This window comes from Colwellia sp. MT41 (assembly GCF_001444365.1).
Classification (GTDB): Bacteria; Pseudomonadota; Gammaproteobacteria; order Enterobacterales; family Alteromonadaceae; genus Colwellia; species Colwellia marinimaniae.
Genome location: NZ_CP013145.1, coordinates 2,655,783 through 2,672,235, shown reverse-complemented (window position 1 = coordinate 2,672,235; position 16,453 = coordinate 2,655,783). Strand labels below are relative to the sequence as shown.

Sequence of the window (16,453 nt, the reverse complement as noted above, 5' to 3'; positions counted from 1 at the left end):
TAACTATCAAATAGTGATTAACTTTCTACTGGCTCTTCAATCAAGCTCAGCTTTAAACTCACTTCATCGTAATCATCACTGGCTTGACGGACAAAACCGGAACGTTCGAAGACTTTTAACATAGAGCCATTATCACTGCGTACACAAGCCACTAGGCTATCTAGTTTACGCATCTTGGCGATGGTAATAATTTCACCGAGTAAGGTAGTTGCCATACCGCGGCCACGCAAACTTTCTTTAATAACAAAGGCCACCTCACCACTATTAATATTTTCAATGTAATAATATCGAGCCACGGCCTCAATCGCTTCACCTAAAGAATCTTTCTTGGTAAAGCACAAGGCAAGATCTACATGTTGGTTAACGCTGACCAAGTTACAGGACTTCTCCCTGGTCATCTGGGTAATGTGATGGTTGTAGCGCATCATCAAGGTTTCTTTATTATGGGAATAGAAAAACTCTTGTAACTTTCGCTCATCTGCCGGCGCAAGTGGCCTTAAGATATAATTAATATCGGCAAAATTAAAGCGCTTCATTTCAATTGAGCCTAGTTCAGGTACCGAACTCGGAGAGCTTTCTTGATATTCTGGTACCCAATAATGTTTCCGTACATCGGCAAGTAATTTATCCCTAAATTTAGGGTGAGCAATTCTGATCAGCTCTAAGGCACGCTCTCTAATACTCTTACCGCGCAAGGAGGCAATACCAAACTCGGTCACCACATAGGACACATGGCCGCGCGAAGTTACTACGCCGCCACCTTCAGTGATATGGGCAACAATGCGAGATATTTTGCCATCACGGGTAGTTGAGGGCAGGGCAATAATAGGCATACCGCCTTTACTCAGTGATGCGCCACGAATAAAATCAACTTGTCCACCAATGCCGCTGTAAAATTGATAACCAATAGAGTCTGAAACTACCTGACCGGTTAAATCGACTTCAATGGCACTATTAATAGACACCATATTGTCATTTTTAGCGATTTTTACCGGTGAGTTGATATGCTCTGACGGATAAAATTCTATGTGCGGGTTGCCATCAACATAATCATAAACTTTTTGCGTGCCAATACAAAAAGTCGCTACCGCTTTACCTTTATGGTAGGTTTTTTTGCGGTTATTAATCACGCCTTTTAACATCAAATCAACCACACCATCAGATATCATCTCACTGTGAATACCTAAGTCTTTGTGATTACCTAAATAACGCAATACCGCTTCGGGAATTTTACCTATGCCTATTTGTAAGGTAGCGCCATTTTCAACCAACATAGCAACATATTGACCAATTTGCTCGTTGCGGCGATCCACTTCCGGTGGTTTTATTTGTGGTAGGTCTTGTGCAACGTTTATCCAGGCATGAATTTGATTTACATGAACAAAGCTATGACCGTTAGTGCGTGGCATTTTCGGGTTTATCTGGGCAATAACATATTTAGCTGCTTTTACTGCGGAAGAAACGATATCAACACTCACACCTAATGAACAGTAACCATATTCATCTGGCGGGCTGACCATAATAAGTGCTACGTCGAGGGGTAAAATATTTTCAAGAAATAAGCGTGGCACATCGGAAATAAAACACGGGGTATAGTCACCACGCCCTTCGGCAATAGCTTCGCGAATATTTTTACCACCAATAAATAAACTATTTACTTTAAATAAATCTTTATGTTCGCGCTTGGCCCAAACATTTTCAGAAAGGGTTAGAATATGGACGGTCTCAATATCATGCAAACCTTGGCTATTGGCTATTAAGTCATCGATCAAGGCATTCGGTACCGCGGCATTGGAGCCGATAAAGATACGATTACCGGACTTTAAGTAATCACTCCAGTTGACACTATCACGTTGCTCATCTTGTGCTGTCATGAAATTTCCTTGGCTACTTCTTTGCTATAAATGGACTAGGCATTGCTTAGTCTTTGTTTAGGTATTTACCTAGTATGCTCTCATCAATAAGGTATTTATTGATCACTGTCAATTGTGCGTTTGTTAAATGATGAAATAAGTTATAATTAGCTGTTTTTAACGTGATTTAGTGTGATTTTACTGCTGTTTCGCTGATGTATCAGTTTTATGTCTTTTCATATTTTAAGGGTTTAGTTTAGTGTTTGACGGAAAAATTTTTATCATAGGTTTACCCAGAACAGCAACGACCAGTGTTTGTTTAGCCATGTTAGAGCAAGGCTTTAAAACCGCGCATAATGTCTATACCCAAAATGCCTTTGTAGAAGCGCAGGTACTTGCCGATACGCCGATATTTTGTGATTATCAAAAACTGGATAAACACTTCGCTAATAGTAAGTTTATTTACCTCACTCGGTCACCAGAACAATGGTTGCCATCAATCAAGCAGTTATTACAGCGCATGATAGTGAATTTGCAGCGCAGCGATGGCGGCTTTAATCCGCATTTAAAACGTTGTTATAATGAAGTTTTTGCACCATTAACGGCCAATAATATTAACAGTGATGAATTCTTTCTTCGCTGTTATAGCCGTCATCAACAGGGAATTGACGATTACTTTAAAGACAGATCTCAAGACCTATTGACCATAGATGTCAGTGATAAAAACAGTTATATGAAAATGTTAGCTTTTGTTAATATTGATAGTGACAAGGCCAGAGAGGGCGGTTTTAAAAAAATTAACCTTGGCGGTAAAGTAAAAGCCTGGCAAGGCCTTAATAACACGTTAAAAGTAGAATCTACTAATAAAGGCAAAATTGATAAGCTGCTTTACTAGTAAAAGGTAATGACTAACGCGGGATTTATAAAGGTTTTATAGGTAAAGTTTTTTATTAAGCCTTTTTGATAAAATATTTTATTCAGCCAAGTTAGCTTAGCTATTGTAGAGTGAAAAGTTCACAGGTAAAATCACGCCAATTGTATTGAGTAATTTCCATTAAGTAAATATTGTCTTAGAGAGTAGTAAATATGTTTGAATTAAAACACCACACTGGCCAAGATTGGGTTGATGCCGTTATGGCTGACTTTAACTTGTTTTTGCAAGACCATGCTGCAGCCGAGAAGAAAGCTTCAGGTATGGCAATGGCAATGCTGTCTCATTATCCAGACAAAGCTAAATTGGTTCGCGCTATGACTGATTTAGCCATTGAAGAGCTTATTCATTTTAAACAAGTATTAAAGTTACTTGTCGCCCGCGATGTCACCTTAGGTCAAGATAAAAAAGACCCTTACATTAACCAGCTTCGCGCCTTGTTCCGTAATGGCACCAGTTATTTTATGATGGATAGATTACTGGTTGCCGCCGTTATTGAAGCGCGTGGTTATGAGAAGTTCTGGTTAGTTTCACAAGCACTTCCTGAAGGTAAAGATAAAGATTTTTATGTCGCCATTGCTAAGTCAGAAGAAAAACATAAAAACTTATTTGTTGAGCTGGCGTACGAGTATTGTGATAAAGCCGAAGTTGACCAGCGCTTAGAAGAAATTTTAATTGCTGAAGCTAAAATTTGTGCGGCTCTACCTATTCGCGCAATTCTCCACTAACTAGTTACTTATCTTATTTGTGTATCGCCCGATAAAAGTAGCAAAAGTACTCATTGACTCACGTCAACTCCGTGCATTTTTCTTTTAATTGAGCAATACACTTTTAAGCTAAGCCACTATATATGTTTATTAGATTACCGTTTCTTTTTGGTTAAATAAAATTGGCTACGGGCAACTAAGTGCACTAAAAGGAAGTGAATGATAATAAGGGAAACTTCCATAATTAACTTGATATTAGCGATAAAAAAATAGCTTGCTGATAAGACAATTTGAGCGGTCTTAATAGCTATTATCCGTATTAATCGGGTAATACTAGGATCCCTAAGCTCTCTAGTAATTGCTCTTGTTGCCAATGACAAATTTTTACGCCATCAAGGTCAACTCGCCTGATGTTGAGACCATTTAATTCTGTATGTGTTAAGTCGCAACCTTGCATTTGGAACTGCTCCCAAGCATCTTCTGAAAATTCACTACGGCTTAAATCTGAATTTTTCAGTGAAGCACTTTGCAAGTTAGCGCCATGCCAGCGATTTTCAAATAAGTCACACTTCTCAATACGCACACCAGAAAAGTTTGCATAAGATAAATTACATCCGGTGATATAGGCCTTACAAAAGTATGACTGACGTGAAATTTGATTTTCAAAACTCGCTTTAACAAAGTTAGCCCCTTTCAAGTCACAAGACCTAAACTCTATGCCTAAACAACTCGCTCCGATAAAGCTAGCCATAGACAATCGACACTGCTTAAAGCTAGTATCACGTAGGTTCGCATAATCAAATCGGCAGCCCTCAATGCTACCTTGTTCGATAAAGCTACATTCAATAAATTCAACATCGCTTAAATCAGACCTATTAAAATTACATCGATAGAAATTACATTGTTCAAAGCGCATGCCTTGCAAGTCTTGGTTAGAGAAGTCGTGCTCAATAAAGTCTTTTTTAGTTGTCGGCATCATAGCCCTCCAAGTGATAGTGCGTGAAGATTACCACCTAGGTAGTTAAAATAGCCATCAATTAAATGCTAGTAAAAACAATGAGTTAAAAGGCGCTGAAATAGTCTTTTAAAGGGGTCAAAATGCCATTTTTAGTGCGGTAAAATCATTTTCAGAGATGCGTGATGGATGAAGAAAGTTTACCGATGAAAATAAAGGTCTAGGAGCTAAAACGTGTACGTCCGTTAATTACCTTAGCTGAGTAAAAGTATTAACGTCTAAACTGTTGGTATCAGGTTATTAATCGGCCCAAATAAAATGGTGAAAATAAAGCTATGCCGTGACAATTACTGTTGCCCTTTTGTGCGCTATATAGGCGATTTTAAATAATGAAGGAATATGGTCTATCGGTCCTTTATGTCTTTAACTAGTATATATAAGTATAAAAAGATGAGGGGGTTAATGCTGTATTTGATAATATTAATAATTACTGGTAACGTATTAAAATTATTAATAAAAGTGCACTAGTTACCGATAGTAATTAGTCAGGTTAAATTGTATCACCCTGAAATTCTCACGAATAAGCTGTTATGTTTTTATCAAATTAAGGCGTTTAAATTATGGATGAGTCGAAAACTAAAAATATTTATTGGCGGTTTATAAAGTATTTAATCTCAGTATTTTTATCAATAGCATTGCTTGAGCTTTCTGGTGTAGATGCAGCAAAAGCGAATGTTTTTTCATTCGATAAATTTTCATTTTCAATATTAATTCTGCTTTCAATTTGCTTATATACTTTTGATAATATGCTTAAAAGTATCACAAAATGGTTTAATAAAAAAAGTAAAACAGTCTTGAGTAATTAAAAATACACCAGAAGTTCAAATAAAAAAATACTGTTGGCTGTTTTCACTCAGTTCAACATTTTAGCCAACAGAAATTTTTCGATTTTTACGCTTATAGGATCGTTGCTACTCTATAGCGTTATGTTGAAGTAAAGGTATGGAGATAGAAGCCACTATGGATATTAATGAAATTACAACTTTTTTAGGCTGGTGTACTGCGCTTAATGTGTGTTTTTTAGCTTTCGCAGCAATATTTCTTTTTTTATTTAATGGCTTCACTATCAATATTCACAGTAAATTGACTGGTGTAAGTGTTGCAGAGTTACCTACCTTATATTTTTCATACATGGCAAATTACAAAATAGCTGTTATCATTTTTAATTTGGTGCCGTACCTAGCATTAAAACTAATGATTTAGTGGTTATTTCATCAGACAAACCGGCATTATTTGCCCACTATTGGCGCATTGGTAACTAGGAGAATATTAAGATGGAATTAAGGTTTGTTTCAGAAAAAACGATTAATGGCTTGAGTATCAGAACGGATAATGAAACTGAAATGGATCCGAATAAAGGAAAAATTTCATCTTTATGGCAAGCATTTGATGAAACAGTTTCGGTAGATTATAAAAATGGTGAAAGAGTATACGGTGTATATTCTGACTATGAATCAGATCACACCGGTAAATTTACCGTTCATGCTGGTTTTGATGGCTTGTCTATGCCGCCAAAAATAAGCTTAGCGCAGGTAACTATTCCTGCAGCAAAATACCTAGTATTTACGCATAAGGGAGAAATGCCTCAAATAGCTATTGATGCTTGGACTGACGTTTGGAATTATTTTTCTAAGGGTAAAGAAGAGCATAAAAGGCTTTATTCAACGGATTTCGAGTATTATCCACACGAAAATGAAATTGAAGTTCATATAGCGGTTAAATAGTTACATTACCGGCAGTTAAACAAGGACAAAAAATGGTTGGCTTTTGCTCCTTCGTCGCTAATGTTAGCCAACAATAACTTAGGCTATTATTTGGGCGTTGGTATTTATTCGACCAGTTGGAGTCATACTAATGGATGTCGTTAGCTTTATGAATATCGAGGAAACTGAAAAGGATTTAATTATTTCTTTTGCGCTCGATATTGGAGAGGGTTACATTAAAACACTTCTTCTTCACCGAACATTATTTTATGAATTTATATTGCCAGACGAGGAACGTGGCACTAATGTCAGCCTTGAAGGGAGTGATTTATCAAAGGAACATATTAATAGCTTAGAATGTATTACCTTTGATGGCAGTGTAATAAAGATAAAGGCTCGATTTAGTTACCACGAAATAGACTTGGTTAAAATTGACAAGGAAGAATTAAAGAATATAGAAAAATCTCTAATTCTGCATAACTATGATGAGCGATTTGAAGTTAAATTTATATAATAAGCGGTCAAGTGTCATCATGAAAACCTGGCTAGTCATCATATTATTGGCAATTACCTCAACGACTGTATATTCAGCAGATGAGATTAAACCATTCATATCTGATGGCTGTAGTTCCTTTCCAGATGGCACACTCGAAGATAAAGACTTATGGCTTTCTTGCTGTACAGCTCATGATTTTGCCTATTGGGTGGGAGGGACTTATCAAGATCGTGTTGAGGCAGATGAATCGCTGCGTCTGTGTGTGACAAACGTAGGAGAACCTGTCATTGCCAAGCTTATGTTGGCGGGGGTACGTGTCGGTGGCACGCCTTATCTTCCAACTAAATTTCGTTGGGGATATGGTTGGCCTTACCCTCGGGGATATAAAGTAATTAATGAGCAAGAAAACAAGAAAGTACAGGCTCAACTAAAACTTTTAGGCAATGACAGATAACAAAACATTCAACCATCTATAAATTCTGCTTATTGCTGTGTTGGTATGACTCCCTACAGCAAGTGAAATACATCAGTCCCTGCTTATTAATTTAGATCCCTAAGGCTAATGTTTCAGTTTAATGAGTTCACCCATTAGATGATGCAAGTCTTAATATATGCTCAGCTGGTGGTGTAAATACCACCTACAAGTGAATAAATAGGGCTAAAAATAGCAGGGTCAGTATAAATTAGGGGGGTGATGTAGGCACGATTTTTTACAAAACTGTGGTCAAATAAACTAACATCTAGTTTTCTTAACACTTAGTTTTCTTTTGTGTTCTTGTAAGTAATTGAATTTATAGTTTTATATTTGTGGCGTAACATTTGCTTTATTTGATAGTTAATTATAACTCGTTAACTAATTACCTTTAGCTTACGTTTAGGTTCAAGCTTAGTTAAAACAAGGAAGAGATATGTCAGTAAATCTTGCAGATAGACCCATTGAAACTGTTCGCAGTGAAGTGATTGATCAATTAATCATGAATTATAGTCATGGTGAAATCTCTTATGAAGCGTTTGATCGTCGTTTAGACCAAGCGATGGAGTTGGCTAATCATCAAGCACTTGTTGAACTGACCAGTGATTTACCACTTGCTGTTGATAAAGCCTTTGTTGAAAGCAAAAAGCAAGACCTAGCGCCTAATTTTGTTGCTGGTGAAGCAGAAGAAGTGGATACCATGATAAATATATTTAGTAGCAGCAATCGTGGTGGTGCGTTTCGAGTTGCTAATGAGATACGTTATTTTAGTCTTTTTAGTAGCACTGAAATCGACTTTACTGATGCCGTATTTAGTCAGCAAGAAGTGCGTATAAAAATGTTTAGCCTCTTTAGTAGTGATACTATTTATGTGCCGGAAAATATTAATGTTGCTGCTAAAGCCTTTTGTATTTTTGCCAGTATTGATAACTCAGCGCCTAATAATGGCGTTAGCCAGGTAAGGTCAACGACACCAACCCCCACCATTATTATTGAAGGCTTTTCGATATTTAGTAGTGTCAATATCGATTTAAAGCGCTCGATGAAAGAAAAGTTCATCAAGATGGCGGACAGTTTTAAAAAAATGTTTTCGTAATTAGCTAACTGGTTTAGCGAGTGAGCATTAATGTGGTTACTGCCTTAATTCATCGGTTTATTGCGAATATATCGGCCATTTTCTAACGTAGAAAAATAGTGTGTTAGTTTTGGATGGCTGATGTCGGTCAAAATATCATCAGGGGCTAAGTTTTGTTCGGCTACATACGTTGAATGTGAACTGCCATGAACTAATACACTATACCAAGGTTTATCTTTTGGCGGTCGAGACTTAGCTACTTGATCATACCAATCATCAGTGAGTTGAAAATTCACATCAACATCGACTATAACGCCACGATATGCAAAAAGTCGGTGTTGAATTAAGTCGCCCACGGAAAACTTTACCTTGGTAATATTTGTTACTTTTCCCATACACTATTCTCCATGAATGAGTTAAGTCGGCTTATGCCAACCTTTAAGGTAATTAATCTATATGAAATATAACCTTTACCACAGCAAAATAATTTCCATACGGATAAGTTCACGCATTTATAAGTATAGCCAACATTTATTCGCTTATTGTTTGGTTGTTATTGGCTAAAAGGTAAATTTTTATTACGCCATTCGCTAGCTCCGCCAGTGAGAGAATATACTTTATCAAAGCCCATTTTAGCTAATGATTGGGCTGCTAAGGCCGAACGTGCGCCACTTTGGCAATATAAATAAATATTTTGCTGAGCAAGTGTAAGTAATGGCTCCTTAGTATCAGCGACCCTAACTAAGCTAGTGATACGCATTTCTAATACACCTCTTGGTATATGGACAGCACCGGGTAACAGACCATTTTCCAATTCAACTGCTTCTCGTAAGTCAATAATCAGGGGCTGAGTTGGTAACTGTTGATACAGCCCCTCACACGTTATTTCCATTATCTCTTTTTTTGCTAGTCGTACTAGCTCTTTAACATTAATAAGCATTGTTATTTCCTAAAGGTTAAAACCAGTTAAAAATTGAGTAAGGTTTGTATTAAAATAAAACTCGACATAAGTAGTAGTATTAATGCAAACAACTGACGAATTTTTTGTTGTGGTAACTTAGTTGCTATTTTTTGACCGATTAAGCTGCCAATTGAACCAATGACACTGATCAAGCCGATAACTTGCCAATCAAGTGTTAGCTCAATATCGATAAGTACTTGCTGATATTTTAAAAAACCAACCACAGAATTTAGGCTAATTATCATCAAACTGGTGGCCACAGCAGCGCTCATCTTAAGTCGAGCAAAAGTCATTAAGGCGGGAACAATTAAAAAACCACCGCCAACACCAACAAAACCAGTTAAGGTACCAACTAAGCCACCCAGGAAAACCGATTTAACGGGAGCAATATTAGCGGTATTAGCCACTGCTTTAGCTTTATGCATCCGCCAAGCCGCCGTCATCATCACTAAGGCAAAGACCAGCATTTGTATCGATTGCTCGGTATATGAAGCCAGCCAAGCGCCCATATAGGTAGCTATCATACTGGGCAAGCCAAACAGCAATACCATCGACCAATTAATCTGTTTCTTGGCCAAGTTCACTATCACGGTAACCAAACTAATAGTGCCAACAATAACCAAAGAGCTAGTAATTGCTATAATTTCGCTTTGCTCTAAGCCATAGATGAGCACAGGTATGGTTAGGATGGCGCCACCCGAGCCCAGAACGCCTAAACTCAAACCAATCAACAAAGCTGCAATAATAATGAACATTTTAATTCTTGCCTTTTAATTCTTGCCTTTTAATATTGTATATTGCTAATATACGATATACAGAGGTAGAAATACAAGAGAAATAATTTAATGGTCAATATAGAAGCTTTTTATCATTCGTGCAGTTCAACAATCAGCTATATCGTTTTCGATCAGCTGGGCGGCCATGCCATTATTATTGATAGTGTTTTAGACTTCTCATTACCTTCGGGTAAAATAGGCAGTGAATTTGCCGATAAACAAATTGCCTTTATCAAAGATAATCAACTCACCGTCGATTGGATTTTAGAAACTCATGCCCATGCTGATCATCTCAGTGCGGCACATTATCTAAAGTCTCAACTGGGAGGGAAAACAGCGGTGAGTGCTGGTATTACTATTGTTCAGCAAACCTTTAAACAAGTCTTCAATATTTCAGACCAAGAACTCTTGGCAACGGGTGATGTTTTTGATGTGCTACTGGTTAGCGAACAAGTGATTAAATTTGGCCAACTAAGGGTTTTAGTGCTAGCTACGCCGGGACATACCAATGACAGCCTAACGTACTTAGTTGAAGATCATGCTTTTGTTGGCGACACTTTATTTATGCCAGATGGCGGCACCGCACGTTGTGACTTTCCCGGCGGTGATGCGGGCACTTTATTTGACAGTATTAAGCGGATTCATGCCCTAGCAGAAGGGACTAAATTATGGCTATGTCATGATTATCAACCCAATGGTCGAGTATTAAAATATACCACCACAGTGGCCGAGAGTAAGCGTGATAATATTCATATCAATGACAAAATTTCAAAAGCAGACTTTATTCAGCTACGCCAAAATCGTGATAAAAACTTAGCAGTACCCAAGCTGCTTTACCCTGCTATTCAGGTAAATATTCGTGGTGGGAAATTACCTAGTGCGGAACAGGGTGAACAAGTATTTTTAAAAATCCCCATTGAGCAGAGCTTATTCTACCCATAGAAATAGCGGAAAAAGTTGAGGTGTTATACCTACCATTATTGACTAAACAGCGTTATTTAACTTACTAAAGAGAGACATATGACAGAATTTACCCCCTTAACAGCCTTGTTTGGTGGTGCATTAATTGGTGTTTCGGCACTATTGCTATTAATTTTTAATGGCCGAATAGCCGGAATATCCGGCATATTACACAGTGCCATACAAGCTACAGATAATGATCGATTATGGCGCTGGCTATTTTTGCTGGGCTTAATGCTTGGAGTATATTTTGCAATGGCGCCAGCAACACCGTTACCTACTGATATAGAGGCAAGCTGGCCACTGATTATCATTGCCGGTTTATTGGTTGGCTTTGGTAGCAAAATGGGCAATGGTTGTACTAGTGGCCATGCTATCTGTGGACTTGGCCGGTTATCACCTCGTGCTATTGTTGCGACAATAATCTTTATGATCACCGCCGGATTAACGGTATTTATTACTCGTCATATTATTGGAGCTTAAACGATGAAATTAATTATAGCGTTAATCTCCGGGGTCTTATTTGGTGCTGGCTTGACCATTGCACAAATGGTTAATCCAGAAAAAGTACTTAATTTTTTAGATATAACCGGTCAATGGGATGCCAGTTTGGCCTTGGTGATGGCCAGTGCTTTAACCATTTTTGGCAGTGGCTATTTTTTACTGGTACGAACTAAAGACAAACCTTTGCTCGATAAAGAATTTATTGTCTCAAACAACAATAAAATAGATAAACCTTTAATCGTTGGTGCTACCATATTCGGCTTAGGCTGGGGCTTAATAGGAATTTGTCCTGGACCCGCTCTGGCTACTTTACTGACGGGTAACATCAAGTTTTTCGGATTTTTCATTGCAATGCTCATTGGCATGCAAGTCGCCCAAAAAATATCTAATACCATTGCTAACGAATAACATGAGAAGACAATGACCGATTATAGCCAATTAGAAGCCAATGCTGAAAAAGCAACCAAGCTATTAAAAACAATGAGCAACCAGCATAGATTAATGATTTTATGTGCATTACAGCAAGGTGAATTATCGGTCAGTCAATTAAACGAGTTATTCCCCATTGCTCAATCAACACTATCACAACATCTGGCTTGGTTACGCCGTGAAAGTTATGTAAAAACTCGTCGAGACGCGCAAACGATTTATTATGCCTTAGACAGTCAAGCCGTGATCGAAATTATTAGCGTTTTACATAAGCTATATTGTGACTAAGTAAAATAGATCTTCATTACTCGATTTTTACCAGACACTGCACGAACGTTGCCTTGGCTAAGCCTAACTCAAGGGGAACTATTCTGGCTTTTTAAGTCATATGAGGATCGTCATAAATAATGAGAATTCTTGTTCAATGGTTTTATGAGCTGTAGTCAAATTGGGATAATTTTATTGAAGATTTTTCGTCAAGAGTCGTGATAAAATCACAAAATACTTCACAAATCGCTATAAAATAATGGCAACTTTGTGGTAACAGTGAGCCTTAGCTGGTAATCAATGACCAATAAAAACAGGTCGCCGCTAAGGACTTCTTGGTGCGCTTAGTTGACGTTAGCTTCAAATTATTTGCCATATATTTTCTAATGAGTCATTCCTCTGATGTTACTTAGGCGTATCCATAATAAGCTGCTATGTTCCCCTCCCACAAAGAGTGTGTCACATCAGTAGACTTATTGACCTAACAGGTCATAGGGTTTATAATTTAATCAATTAAAAAAGAGGTGTGTTATGTTATCTCCTTCTGGAAATAAAAAGGTTGCAGAACTAAAGGTCTTTCTGAAAGAAAGTGAAGCTCTAGTACTACAAACCTTGAAAGATTTAGGGCTAACTTACGAAGAGTTTATTCTTCTTACAAATAACCCTAATAAAAATTCATACTTAAACTAGTATCAATTTCATCTAGTGCGCGAAGTATCTCTTTTAGACGCAGGTTGCAATTGTTAAGGTTACTCGTAAAAATTAGTAGGTTATTAATCCCCTCTTTAGGGCAAGCTACTATTTTCTCTTTCCAGTTAATTATAGACATACGTAATTTATCAGCCTTCATTATCAGATAGTCTTCTTCACATAAAGGTGTAGAATCCGTATTTTGGTATAAGGTGATGCTGTTGTAAAAGTTTTCTTGTGAAAAGTTGTTGTTGTTCATAAGTGTCTCTCCTTTAAAGTTATAAGTTAACCTTTAGGGAGGATAAAACGGGGGGAGTTGGAAAAGGTTCATACTTACTATAATAAGTACTTTTCAATCTTCTCTCTAGTTTACACCTCCTAAGGCGTTTATGATGTTTTTTACTATGTTCATTTTATTCTACTCTTTTGTTTATAATCCATGTACTTAGCTAAGTTACTGTACTACGGAATTAAAAATCAGATAGGATGATAGCAACCCATATTTAGTAAGTCAACTGTTATCTTAGAATAAACTACGTAACCCTATAAATTTAACAAGGTAATTCAAGAAATATTTTCAACAGTTGGCGGTATCGATACAAAAACTAATCCGGAACAACTTCAAAATTCCAGCCCCTAACGTCTGCAAAGTAGTAACTACTGCCCTTAGAGTAATCCGGTGTATGAATTTTTAGTTTTGCTTTAAAAAATATCCTAACGACAAGTTAGTGCGCAGAGCGGAAGTTAATCTCGAAAGTTTTGCCATATATTTTCTAATGAATGTTTATTTTATTGTTAGTGTATTCCTATACAGTAGGCTGTGATTCCTGTTTTCTAAAAGAAAGAGCTGATATTGCCTCCTTTTACACATCTAACAGTTGATTTGTTATTTTTAACTCATTGAACTACAGACAACAATCAAGTAATCTCACATTCTTATAAATTATTGACGATTAACTCCATCTTGTAGAAAGAAGGAATTTTTCCTCATAATAAAGCTGTTAGGCATTTAAGGATGAATCATGACTTCTGAGCATAAATTCCATTCATATGTGACCGTTGCTACTGTAATGGTTATGTATTTTATGATTGAGAATGTTGCTCCTTTTCTCAATGAGTTTGGTGTAGCTAAACCAATTGTAACTTTACTTTCAGCGGTTGGTATTTACAATTTATTTGCCAAAATATTATCAAGTCTAGCTCGAAATTGGCTGTGGCTTAAAAAGCATTTGTTAGGTGCAACTTTCCTTAACGGAACTTGGGTTGGTGAGTTTAAAGCCTCTAACAATGAAAAAATTATAACTGTTGAAGTCTTCGACCAAACTTTAAATCACCTTGTTATTCGTGGTGAAGCTTTTAAAGAGAACGGTGAGTCTTACGCCCAGTGGATTTCTAAGGCTACCTTTATTAATGAAGCTGATGGTGTTTTAACCTACACCTATACATGCGACAAAGATGATGATAAATCTACGTTTCAGGGGGTATGTGTTTTCAATTTTGAGAGAGAAGCGGCACACCTACCACCTACATATATCAAAGGGTACTCAACTGATGTTATAGACGGTGTTAGAACTAGCAATCGAGAAAAGAAAATAGGAGACAAGCTCCTGCCTTTACTAGAAGCATTCGAATTGGCAAAAAATGCCTAATAAACAAGGATAGGTTGCGCGCAGCCGCAACTTTATCCTGTTGTTGAACAAGCTCGGTCGATTAGCTGTACTCTTTATAGGAAATATATAAATACTGAGGTAGGTGGCTTTTAATGCCATGGTTGTTGGTGTTTTTTTAGGGCGAGTACCGCCACAATCGCAACATAACCCTTTGCAATTTTCGGTACAAAACCTGGTTGTTTTTACATCGCTAACCCTCAATTCATTCATATTGATGCTGGTGAATAAACAGCATTACGCACACAAATCCCTCTGTTAATACACATCCTTGTTTTATCTCGTTCCATCTAAGATGATTTTATTGGCAATGCGCATTAGGTAAAGCTCCATCGGTTGATGGCATTTGTCACAACACACCGGTTTTTTAATCACTGGCTGCAGCGGTGGCAAGTTAACGTTTAATTGCAGCTGCAAACGTTTTAATGTTGCTTTGGCATTGCCGTGTAAAAAACCATAATTACGCGCTCGCCTGAATCCTTTGGGCAAAACATGTTGTATTACTCGCCACAAAAACTTACAAGCATGCTCGGTGATGGTTTTAAACGTTTTACTCTTACTGTCTTTATACTGAAAACTGACCTCATCATTTTCAAGTGCGAGAATATTGTTTTCGCTAATCACGCCGCGATATAAATACCGAGCGAGGTAGGTTAAGGCTTCATTGCCTTTGCCGACATATTCGCAGTCAGCATTCCATTCGGTAGGCGTTTTGTTTGGTAGGTAGTACGAGGCATCTTTCATCATTGCTATAAACTTACCGCGAAAGACCTTTGCTAAGTTATCCGCAGTAAAAAGGTATTTACCTGTTTTGGTTAGCCAACACATTTTGTTTTTACTTAATCCTCCAGCGGGCACAATAAAATGCACGTGGGGATGAAAATCAAGCTGCCGAGAATGCGTATGTAATACCGCGACTAAGCCGTTGCATTCACCGAGTTTTTTATCGTTCTTAAAGAACGCATCCAGCGTTTCTTTTGCCGCAAGAAACATGGCCTGATACGCCCACTTTTGATGAGACCAAACAAAAGGGCGTAACTGTGCTGGTAAGGTAAAGGTGGCGAGGTAGTAATCGATCGGCAATAGTTTTTGTTGCTGCATCGCTAACCAATGACTGTTGCACTTATGTTGACACGATGGGCAATGACGATGACCGCAAGAGGGCAAAAGGGTTTTATCTTCATGGCAATCACCGCAGTGGTATAACATCGCTCCCGCAGCAGGTGTATGACAGGCTATAATTTGTTTAAGCGCGTAGTGGTGTTTGGCTTGTAACTTTTTACCGTAGCGCTGTTCAAACATAACGTGATATTTATTGGCAATGGTTGCTAAGTTAATCATGGTTTTGCTCCTGCCAATGAATACTCAACGTATTGATAATGCTATTAAGCATTATCGCACTGTTGTGTTTGGCTTCTTGGGTCATGCGGGTATACCTGGCGGTAGTGATTGGACTTGCGTGACCCAGGAACACTTGAATAGCACGTAAACTCAAACCGTGCTCAAACAGGTGTGTCGCAATGGAATGACGCAGGGTATGGACATGAACATTCTTACTAATACCGCAGTCTTTCGCGACAATTTTAATCGTTTTTTGTACGCCCCCCTTGTCCATCAGCCAAGGTTTAATGGCGTTATTCTTAGGGTCCACCCTGCCAGGAAACAGTAAACTTGGATGGCGGTGAGTTTGCCAATAGCGTCGTAAGGCCAATAAGGTTGTTTGCGGTAAAGGCACTAGTCGGTCACGTTTAGATTTAGTATTACGTACATGCACCTGCATTAATTCACTGTCGATATCGGCAATGGTCAAGTTGAGCGATTCACTTAAGCGTAAACCTAAGCTGTAGGTAGTGAGATAAAACACCTGATAGCGAAATTTACGGAAAATAGCAGACACCCCTCTCAATGGAAATAAATAGTCACCTCAACTATGCTTATTTAATCAGC

Annotated in this window: 21 protein-coding genes; 13 read left to right on the top strand and 8 right to left on the bottom strand. The window is 37.8% G+C overall.

Features of this window, described 5'->3' with window-relative positions; genetic code table 11:
• Positions 1 to 17: 17 nt before the first annotated feature.
• Positions 18 to 1,874, bottom strand: coding sequence for a GNAT family N-acetyltransferase (locus CMT41_RS11445; RefSeq protein ID WP_058027328.1), 1,857 nt, complete (start codon positions 1,872 to 1,874; stop codon positions 18 to 20).
• A 304-nt stretch (positions 1,875 to 2,178) separates the two neighbouring features.
• Here CMT41_RS11445 and CMT41_RS11440 point away from each other — a divergent pair, with 304 nt between their 5' ends.
• A complete protein-coding gene (locus CMT41_RS11440) occupies positions 2,179 to 2,748 on the top strand; it encodes a sulfotransferase (RefSeq protein ID WP_442855083.1) in 570 nt (189 codons plus the stop codon).
• A 191-nt stretch (positions 2,749 to 2,939) separates the two neighbouring features.
• A complete protein-coding gene (locus CMT41_RS11435; RefSeq protein WP_057181432.1) occupies positions 2,940 to 3,512 on the top strand; it encodes a tRNA-(ms[2]io[6]A)-hydroxylase in 573 nt (190 codons plus the stop codon).
• A 298-nt stretch (positions 3,513 to 3,810) separates the two neighbouring features.
• Here the strand turns inward: CMT41_RS11435 and CMT41_RS11430 are convergent, their stop codons facing one another.
• The gene (locus CMT41_RS11430; RefSeq protein WP_057181431.1) at positions 3,811 to 4,467 is read right to left on the bottom strand and encodes a Qnr family pentapeptide repeat protein; all 657 of its coding nucleotides are present in this window, start codon (positions 4,465 to 4,467) and stop codon (positions 3,811 to 3,813) included.
• Between the two features lie 599 nt (positions 4,468 to 5,066).
• Between CMT41_RS11430 and CMT41_RS11425 the strand changes: the two genes are divergently transcribed.
• The 6 genes from CMT41_RS11425 (at position 5,067) to CMT41_RS11400 (ending at position 8,273) form a co-directional block, all read left to right on the top strand.
• Complete coding sequence (locus CMT41_RS11425; protein ID WP_058027326.1) at positions 5,067 to 5,312, top strand: hypothetical protein; 246 nt, start codon at positions 5,067 to 5,069, stop codon at positions 5,310 to 5,312.
• A gap of 136 nt (positions 5,313 to 5,448) precedes the next feature.
• Positions 5,449 to 5,709 carry a DUF6868 family protein gene (locus CMT41_RS19805; protein ID WP_335338148.1) on the top strand — a complete coding sequence of 87 codons (261 nt, stop codon included), beginning with the start codon at positions 5,449 to 5,451 and terminating at the stop codon, positions 5,707 to 5,709.
• Between the two features lie 71 nt (positions 5,710 to 5,780).
• On the top strand, positions 5,781 to 6,230 hold the full coding sequence (locus CMT41_RS11415; protein WP_058027325.1) for a GyrI-like domain-containing protein: 450 nt from the start codon (positions 5,781 to 5,783) through the stop codon (positions 6,228 to 6,230).
• A 130-nt stretch (positions 6,231 to 6,360) separates the two neighbouring features.
• On the top strand, positions 6,361 to 6,723 hold the full coding sequence (locus CMT41_RS11410; RefSeq protein WP_057181428.1) for a hypothetical protein: 363 nt from the start codon (positions 6,361 to 6,363) through the stop codon (positions 6,721 to 6,723).
• A 19-nt stretch (positions 6,724 to 6,742) separates the two neighbouring features.
• Positions 6,743 to 7,159 (top strand): hypothetical protein, encoded by a 417-nt coding sequence (locus CMT41_RS11405; RefSeq protein ID WP_058027324.1) that lies wholly within the window; start codon positions 6,743 to 6,745, stop codon positions 7,157 to 7,159.
• Positions 7,160 to 7,613: 454 nt separating this feature from the next.
• Positions 7,614 to 8,273: a LiaF domain-containing protein gene (locus CMT41_RS11400; RefSeq protein ID WP_058027323.1), complete on the top strand. Its 660-nt coding sequence runs from the start codon at positions 7,614 to 7,616 to the stop codon at positions 8,271 to 8,273.
• A 44-nt stretch (positions 8,274 to 8,317) separates the two neighbouring features.
• Here the strand turns inward: CMT41_RS11400 and hspQ are convergent, their stop codons facing one another.
• From hspQ to CMT41_RS11385, 3 genes are all read right to left on the bottom strand, one after another.
• Positions 8,318 to 8,647: a heat shock protein HspQ gene (hspQ, locus tag CMT41_RS11395; RefSeq protein ID WP_057181426.1), complete on the bottom strand. Its 330-nt coding sequence runs from the start codon at positions 8,645 to 8,647 to the stop codon at positions 8,318 to 8,320.
• Between the two features lie 158 nt (positions 8,648 to 8,805).
• Positions 8,806 to 9,192: a rhodanese-like domain-containing protein gene (locus tag CMT41_RS11390; RefSeq protein ID WP_058027322.1), complete on the bottom strand. Its 387-nt coding sequence runs from the start codon at positions 9,190 to 9,192 to the stop codon at positions 8,806 to 8,808.
• Positions 9,193 to 9,218: 26 nt separating this feature from the next.
• Complete coding sequence (locus CMT41_RS11385; RefSeq protein ID WP_082606531.1) at positions 9,219 to 9,968, bottom strand: sulfite exporter TauE/SafE family protein; 750 nt, start codon at positions 9,966 to 9,968, stop codon at positions 9,219 to 9,221.
• 90 nt (positions 9,969 to 10,058) lie between these two features.
• Here CMT41_RS11385 and CMT41_RS11380 point away from each other — a divergent pair, with 90 nt between their 5' ends.
• From CMT41_RS11380 to CMT41_RS11365, 4 genes are all read left to right on the top strand, one after another.
• Complete coding sequence (locus CMT41_RS11380; protein ID WP_058027321.1) at positions 10,059 to 10,931, top strand: MBL fold metallo-hydrolase; 873 nt, start codon at positions 10,059 to 10,061, stop codon at positions 10,929 to 10,931.
• Between the two features lie 78 nt (positions 10,932 to 11,009).
• Positions 11,010 to 11,432 carry a YeeE/YedE family protein gene (locus CMT41_RS11375; RefSeq protein WP_057181422.1) on the top strand — a complete coding sequence of 141 codons (423 nt, stop codon included), beginning with the start codon at positions 11,010 to 11,012 and terminating at the stop codon, positions 11,430 to 11,432.
• Between the two features lie 3 nt (positions 11,433 to 11,435).
• Positions 11,436 to 11,861: a YeeE/YedE family protein gene (locus CMT41_RS11370; RefSeq protein WP_057181421.1), complete on the top strand. Its 426-nt coding sequence runs from the start codon at positions 11,436 to 11,438 to the stop codon at positions 11,859 to 11,861.
• 12 nt (positions 11,862 to 11,873) lie between these two features.
• The gene (locus CMT41_RS11365) at positions 11,874 to 12,170 is read left to right on the top strand and encodes an ArsR/SmtB family transcription factor (RefSeq protein WP_057181420.1); all 297 of its coding nucleotides are present in this window, start codon (positions 11,874 to 11,876) and stop codon (positions 12,168 to 12,170) included.
• Positions 12,171 to 12,813: 643 nt separating this feature from the next.
• On the opposite strand, the gene CMT41_RS11360 is transcribed toward CMT41_RS11365, so the two are convergent.
• Complete coding sequence (locus CMT41_RS11360; RefSeq protein WP_058027320.1) at positions 12,814 to 13,098, bottom strand: hypothetical protein; 285 nt, start codon at positions 13,096 to 13,098, stop codon at positions 12,814 to 12,816.
• Positions 13,099 to 13,861: 763 nt separating this feature from the next.
• Between CMT41_RS11360 and CMT41_RS11355 the strand changes: the two genes are divergently transcribed.
• Positions 13,862 to 14,488, top strand: coding sequence for a hypothetical protein (locus CMT41_RS11355; RefSeq protein ID WP_058027319.1), 627 nt, complete (start codon positions 13,862 to 13,864; stop codon positions 14,486 to 14,488).
• 294 nt (positions 14,489 to 14,782) lie between these two features.
• On the opposite strand, the gene CMT41_RS11350 is transcribed toward CMT41_RS11355, so the two are convergent.
• On the bottom strand, positions 14,783 to 15,847 hold the full coding sequence (locus tag CMT41_RS11350; RefSeq protein WP_057183656.1) for an IS91 family transposase: 1,065 nt from the start codon (positions 15,845 to 15,847) through the stop codon (positions 14,783 to 14,785).
• Positions 15,840 to 16,403: a tyrosine-type recombinase/integrase gene (locus CMT41_RS11345; protein ID WP_058027318.1), complete on the bottom strand. Its 564-nt coding sequence runs from the start codon at positions 16,401 to 16,403 to the stop codon at positions 15,840 to 15,842. Before CMT41_RS11345 ends, CMT41_RS11350 begins: the two co-directional genes overlap by 8 nt.
• Positions 16,404 to 16,453 lie beyond the last annotated feature (50 nt).

Coding starts and splice junctions, on each gene's coding strand:
- CMT41_RS11355 (WP_058027319.1), top strand. CDS start 13,862: ATGACTTCTGAGCATAAATTCCATTCATATGTGACCGTTGCTACTGTA.
- hspQ (WP_057181426.1), bottom strand. CDS start 8,647: ATGGGAAAAGTAACAAATATTACCAAGGTAAAGTTTTCCGTGGGCGAC.
- CMT41_RS19805 (WP_335338148.1), top strand. CDS start 5,449: ATGGAGATAGAAGCCACTATGGATATTAATGAAATTACAACTTTTTTA.
- CMT41_RS11425 (WP_058027326.1), top strand. CDS start 5,067: ATGGATGAGTCGAAAACTAAAAATATTTATTGGCGGTTTATAAAGTAT.
- CMT41_RS11410 (WP_057181428.1), top strand. CDS start 6,361: ATGGATGTCGTTAGCTTTATGAATATCGAGGAAACTGAAAAGGATTTA.
- CMT41_RS11440 (WP_442855083.1), top strand. CDS start 2,179: ATGTTAGAGCAAGGCTTTAAAACCGCGCATAATGTCTATACCCAAAAT.
- CMT41_RS11445 (WP_058027328.1), bottom strand. CDS start 1,874: ATGACAGCACAAGATGAGCAACGTGATAGTGTCAACTGGAGTGATTAC.
- CMT41_RS11365 (WP_057181420.1), top strand. CDS start 11,874: ATGACCGATTATAGCCAATTAGAAGCCAATGCTGAAAAAGCAACCAAG.
- CMT41_RS11360 (WP_058027320.1), bottom strand. CDS start 13,098: ATGAACAACAACAACTTTTCACAAGAAAACTTTTACAACAGCATCACC.
- CMT41_RS11415 (WP_058027325.1), top strand. CDS start 5,781: ATGGAATTAAGGTTTGTTTCAGAAAAAACGATTAATGGCTTGAGTATC.
- CMT41_RS11400 (WP_058027323.1), top strand. CDS start 7,614: ATGTCAGTAAATCTTGCAGATAGACCCATTGAAACTGTTCGCAGTGAA.
- CMT41_RS11390 (WP_058027322.1), bottom strand. CDS start 9,192: ATGCTTATTAATGTTAAAGAGCTAGTACGACTAGCAAAAAAAGAGATA.
- CMT41_RS11375 (WP_057181422.1), top strand. CDS start 11,010: ATGACAGAATTTACCCCCTTAACAGCCTTGTTTGGTGGTGCATTAATT.
- CMT41_RS11405 (WP_058027324.1), top strand. CDS start 6,743: ATGAAAACCTGGCTAGTCATCATATTATTGGCAATTACCTCAACGACT.
- CMT41_RS11380 (WP_058027321.1), top strand. CDS start 10,059: ATGGTCAATATAGAAGCTTTTTATCATTCGTGCAGTTCAACAATCAGC.
- CMT41_RS11430 (WP_057181431.1), bottom strand. CDS start 4,467: ATGCCGACAACTAAAAAAGACTTTATTGAGCACGACTTCTCTAACCAA.
- CMT41_RS11350 (WP_057183656.1), bottom strand. CDS start 15,847: ATGATTAACTTAGCAACCATTGCCAATAAATATCACGTTATGTTTGAA.
- CMT41_RS11370 (WP_057181421.1), top strand. CDS start 11,436: ATGAAATTAATTATAGCGTTAATCTCCGGGGTCTTATTTGGTGCTGGC.
- CMT41_RS11385 (WP_082606531.1), bottom strand. CDS start 9,968: ATGTTCATTATTATTGCAGCTTTGTTGATTGGTTTGAGTTTAGGCGTT.
- CMT41_RS11435 (WP_057181432.1), top strand. CDS start 2,940: ATGTTTGAATTAAAACACCACACTGGCCAAGATTGGGTTGATGCCGTT.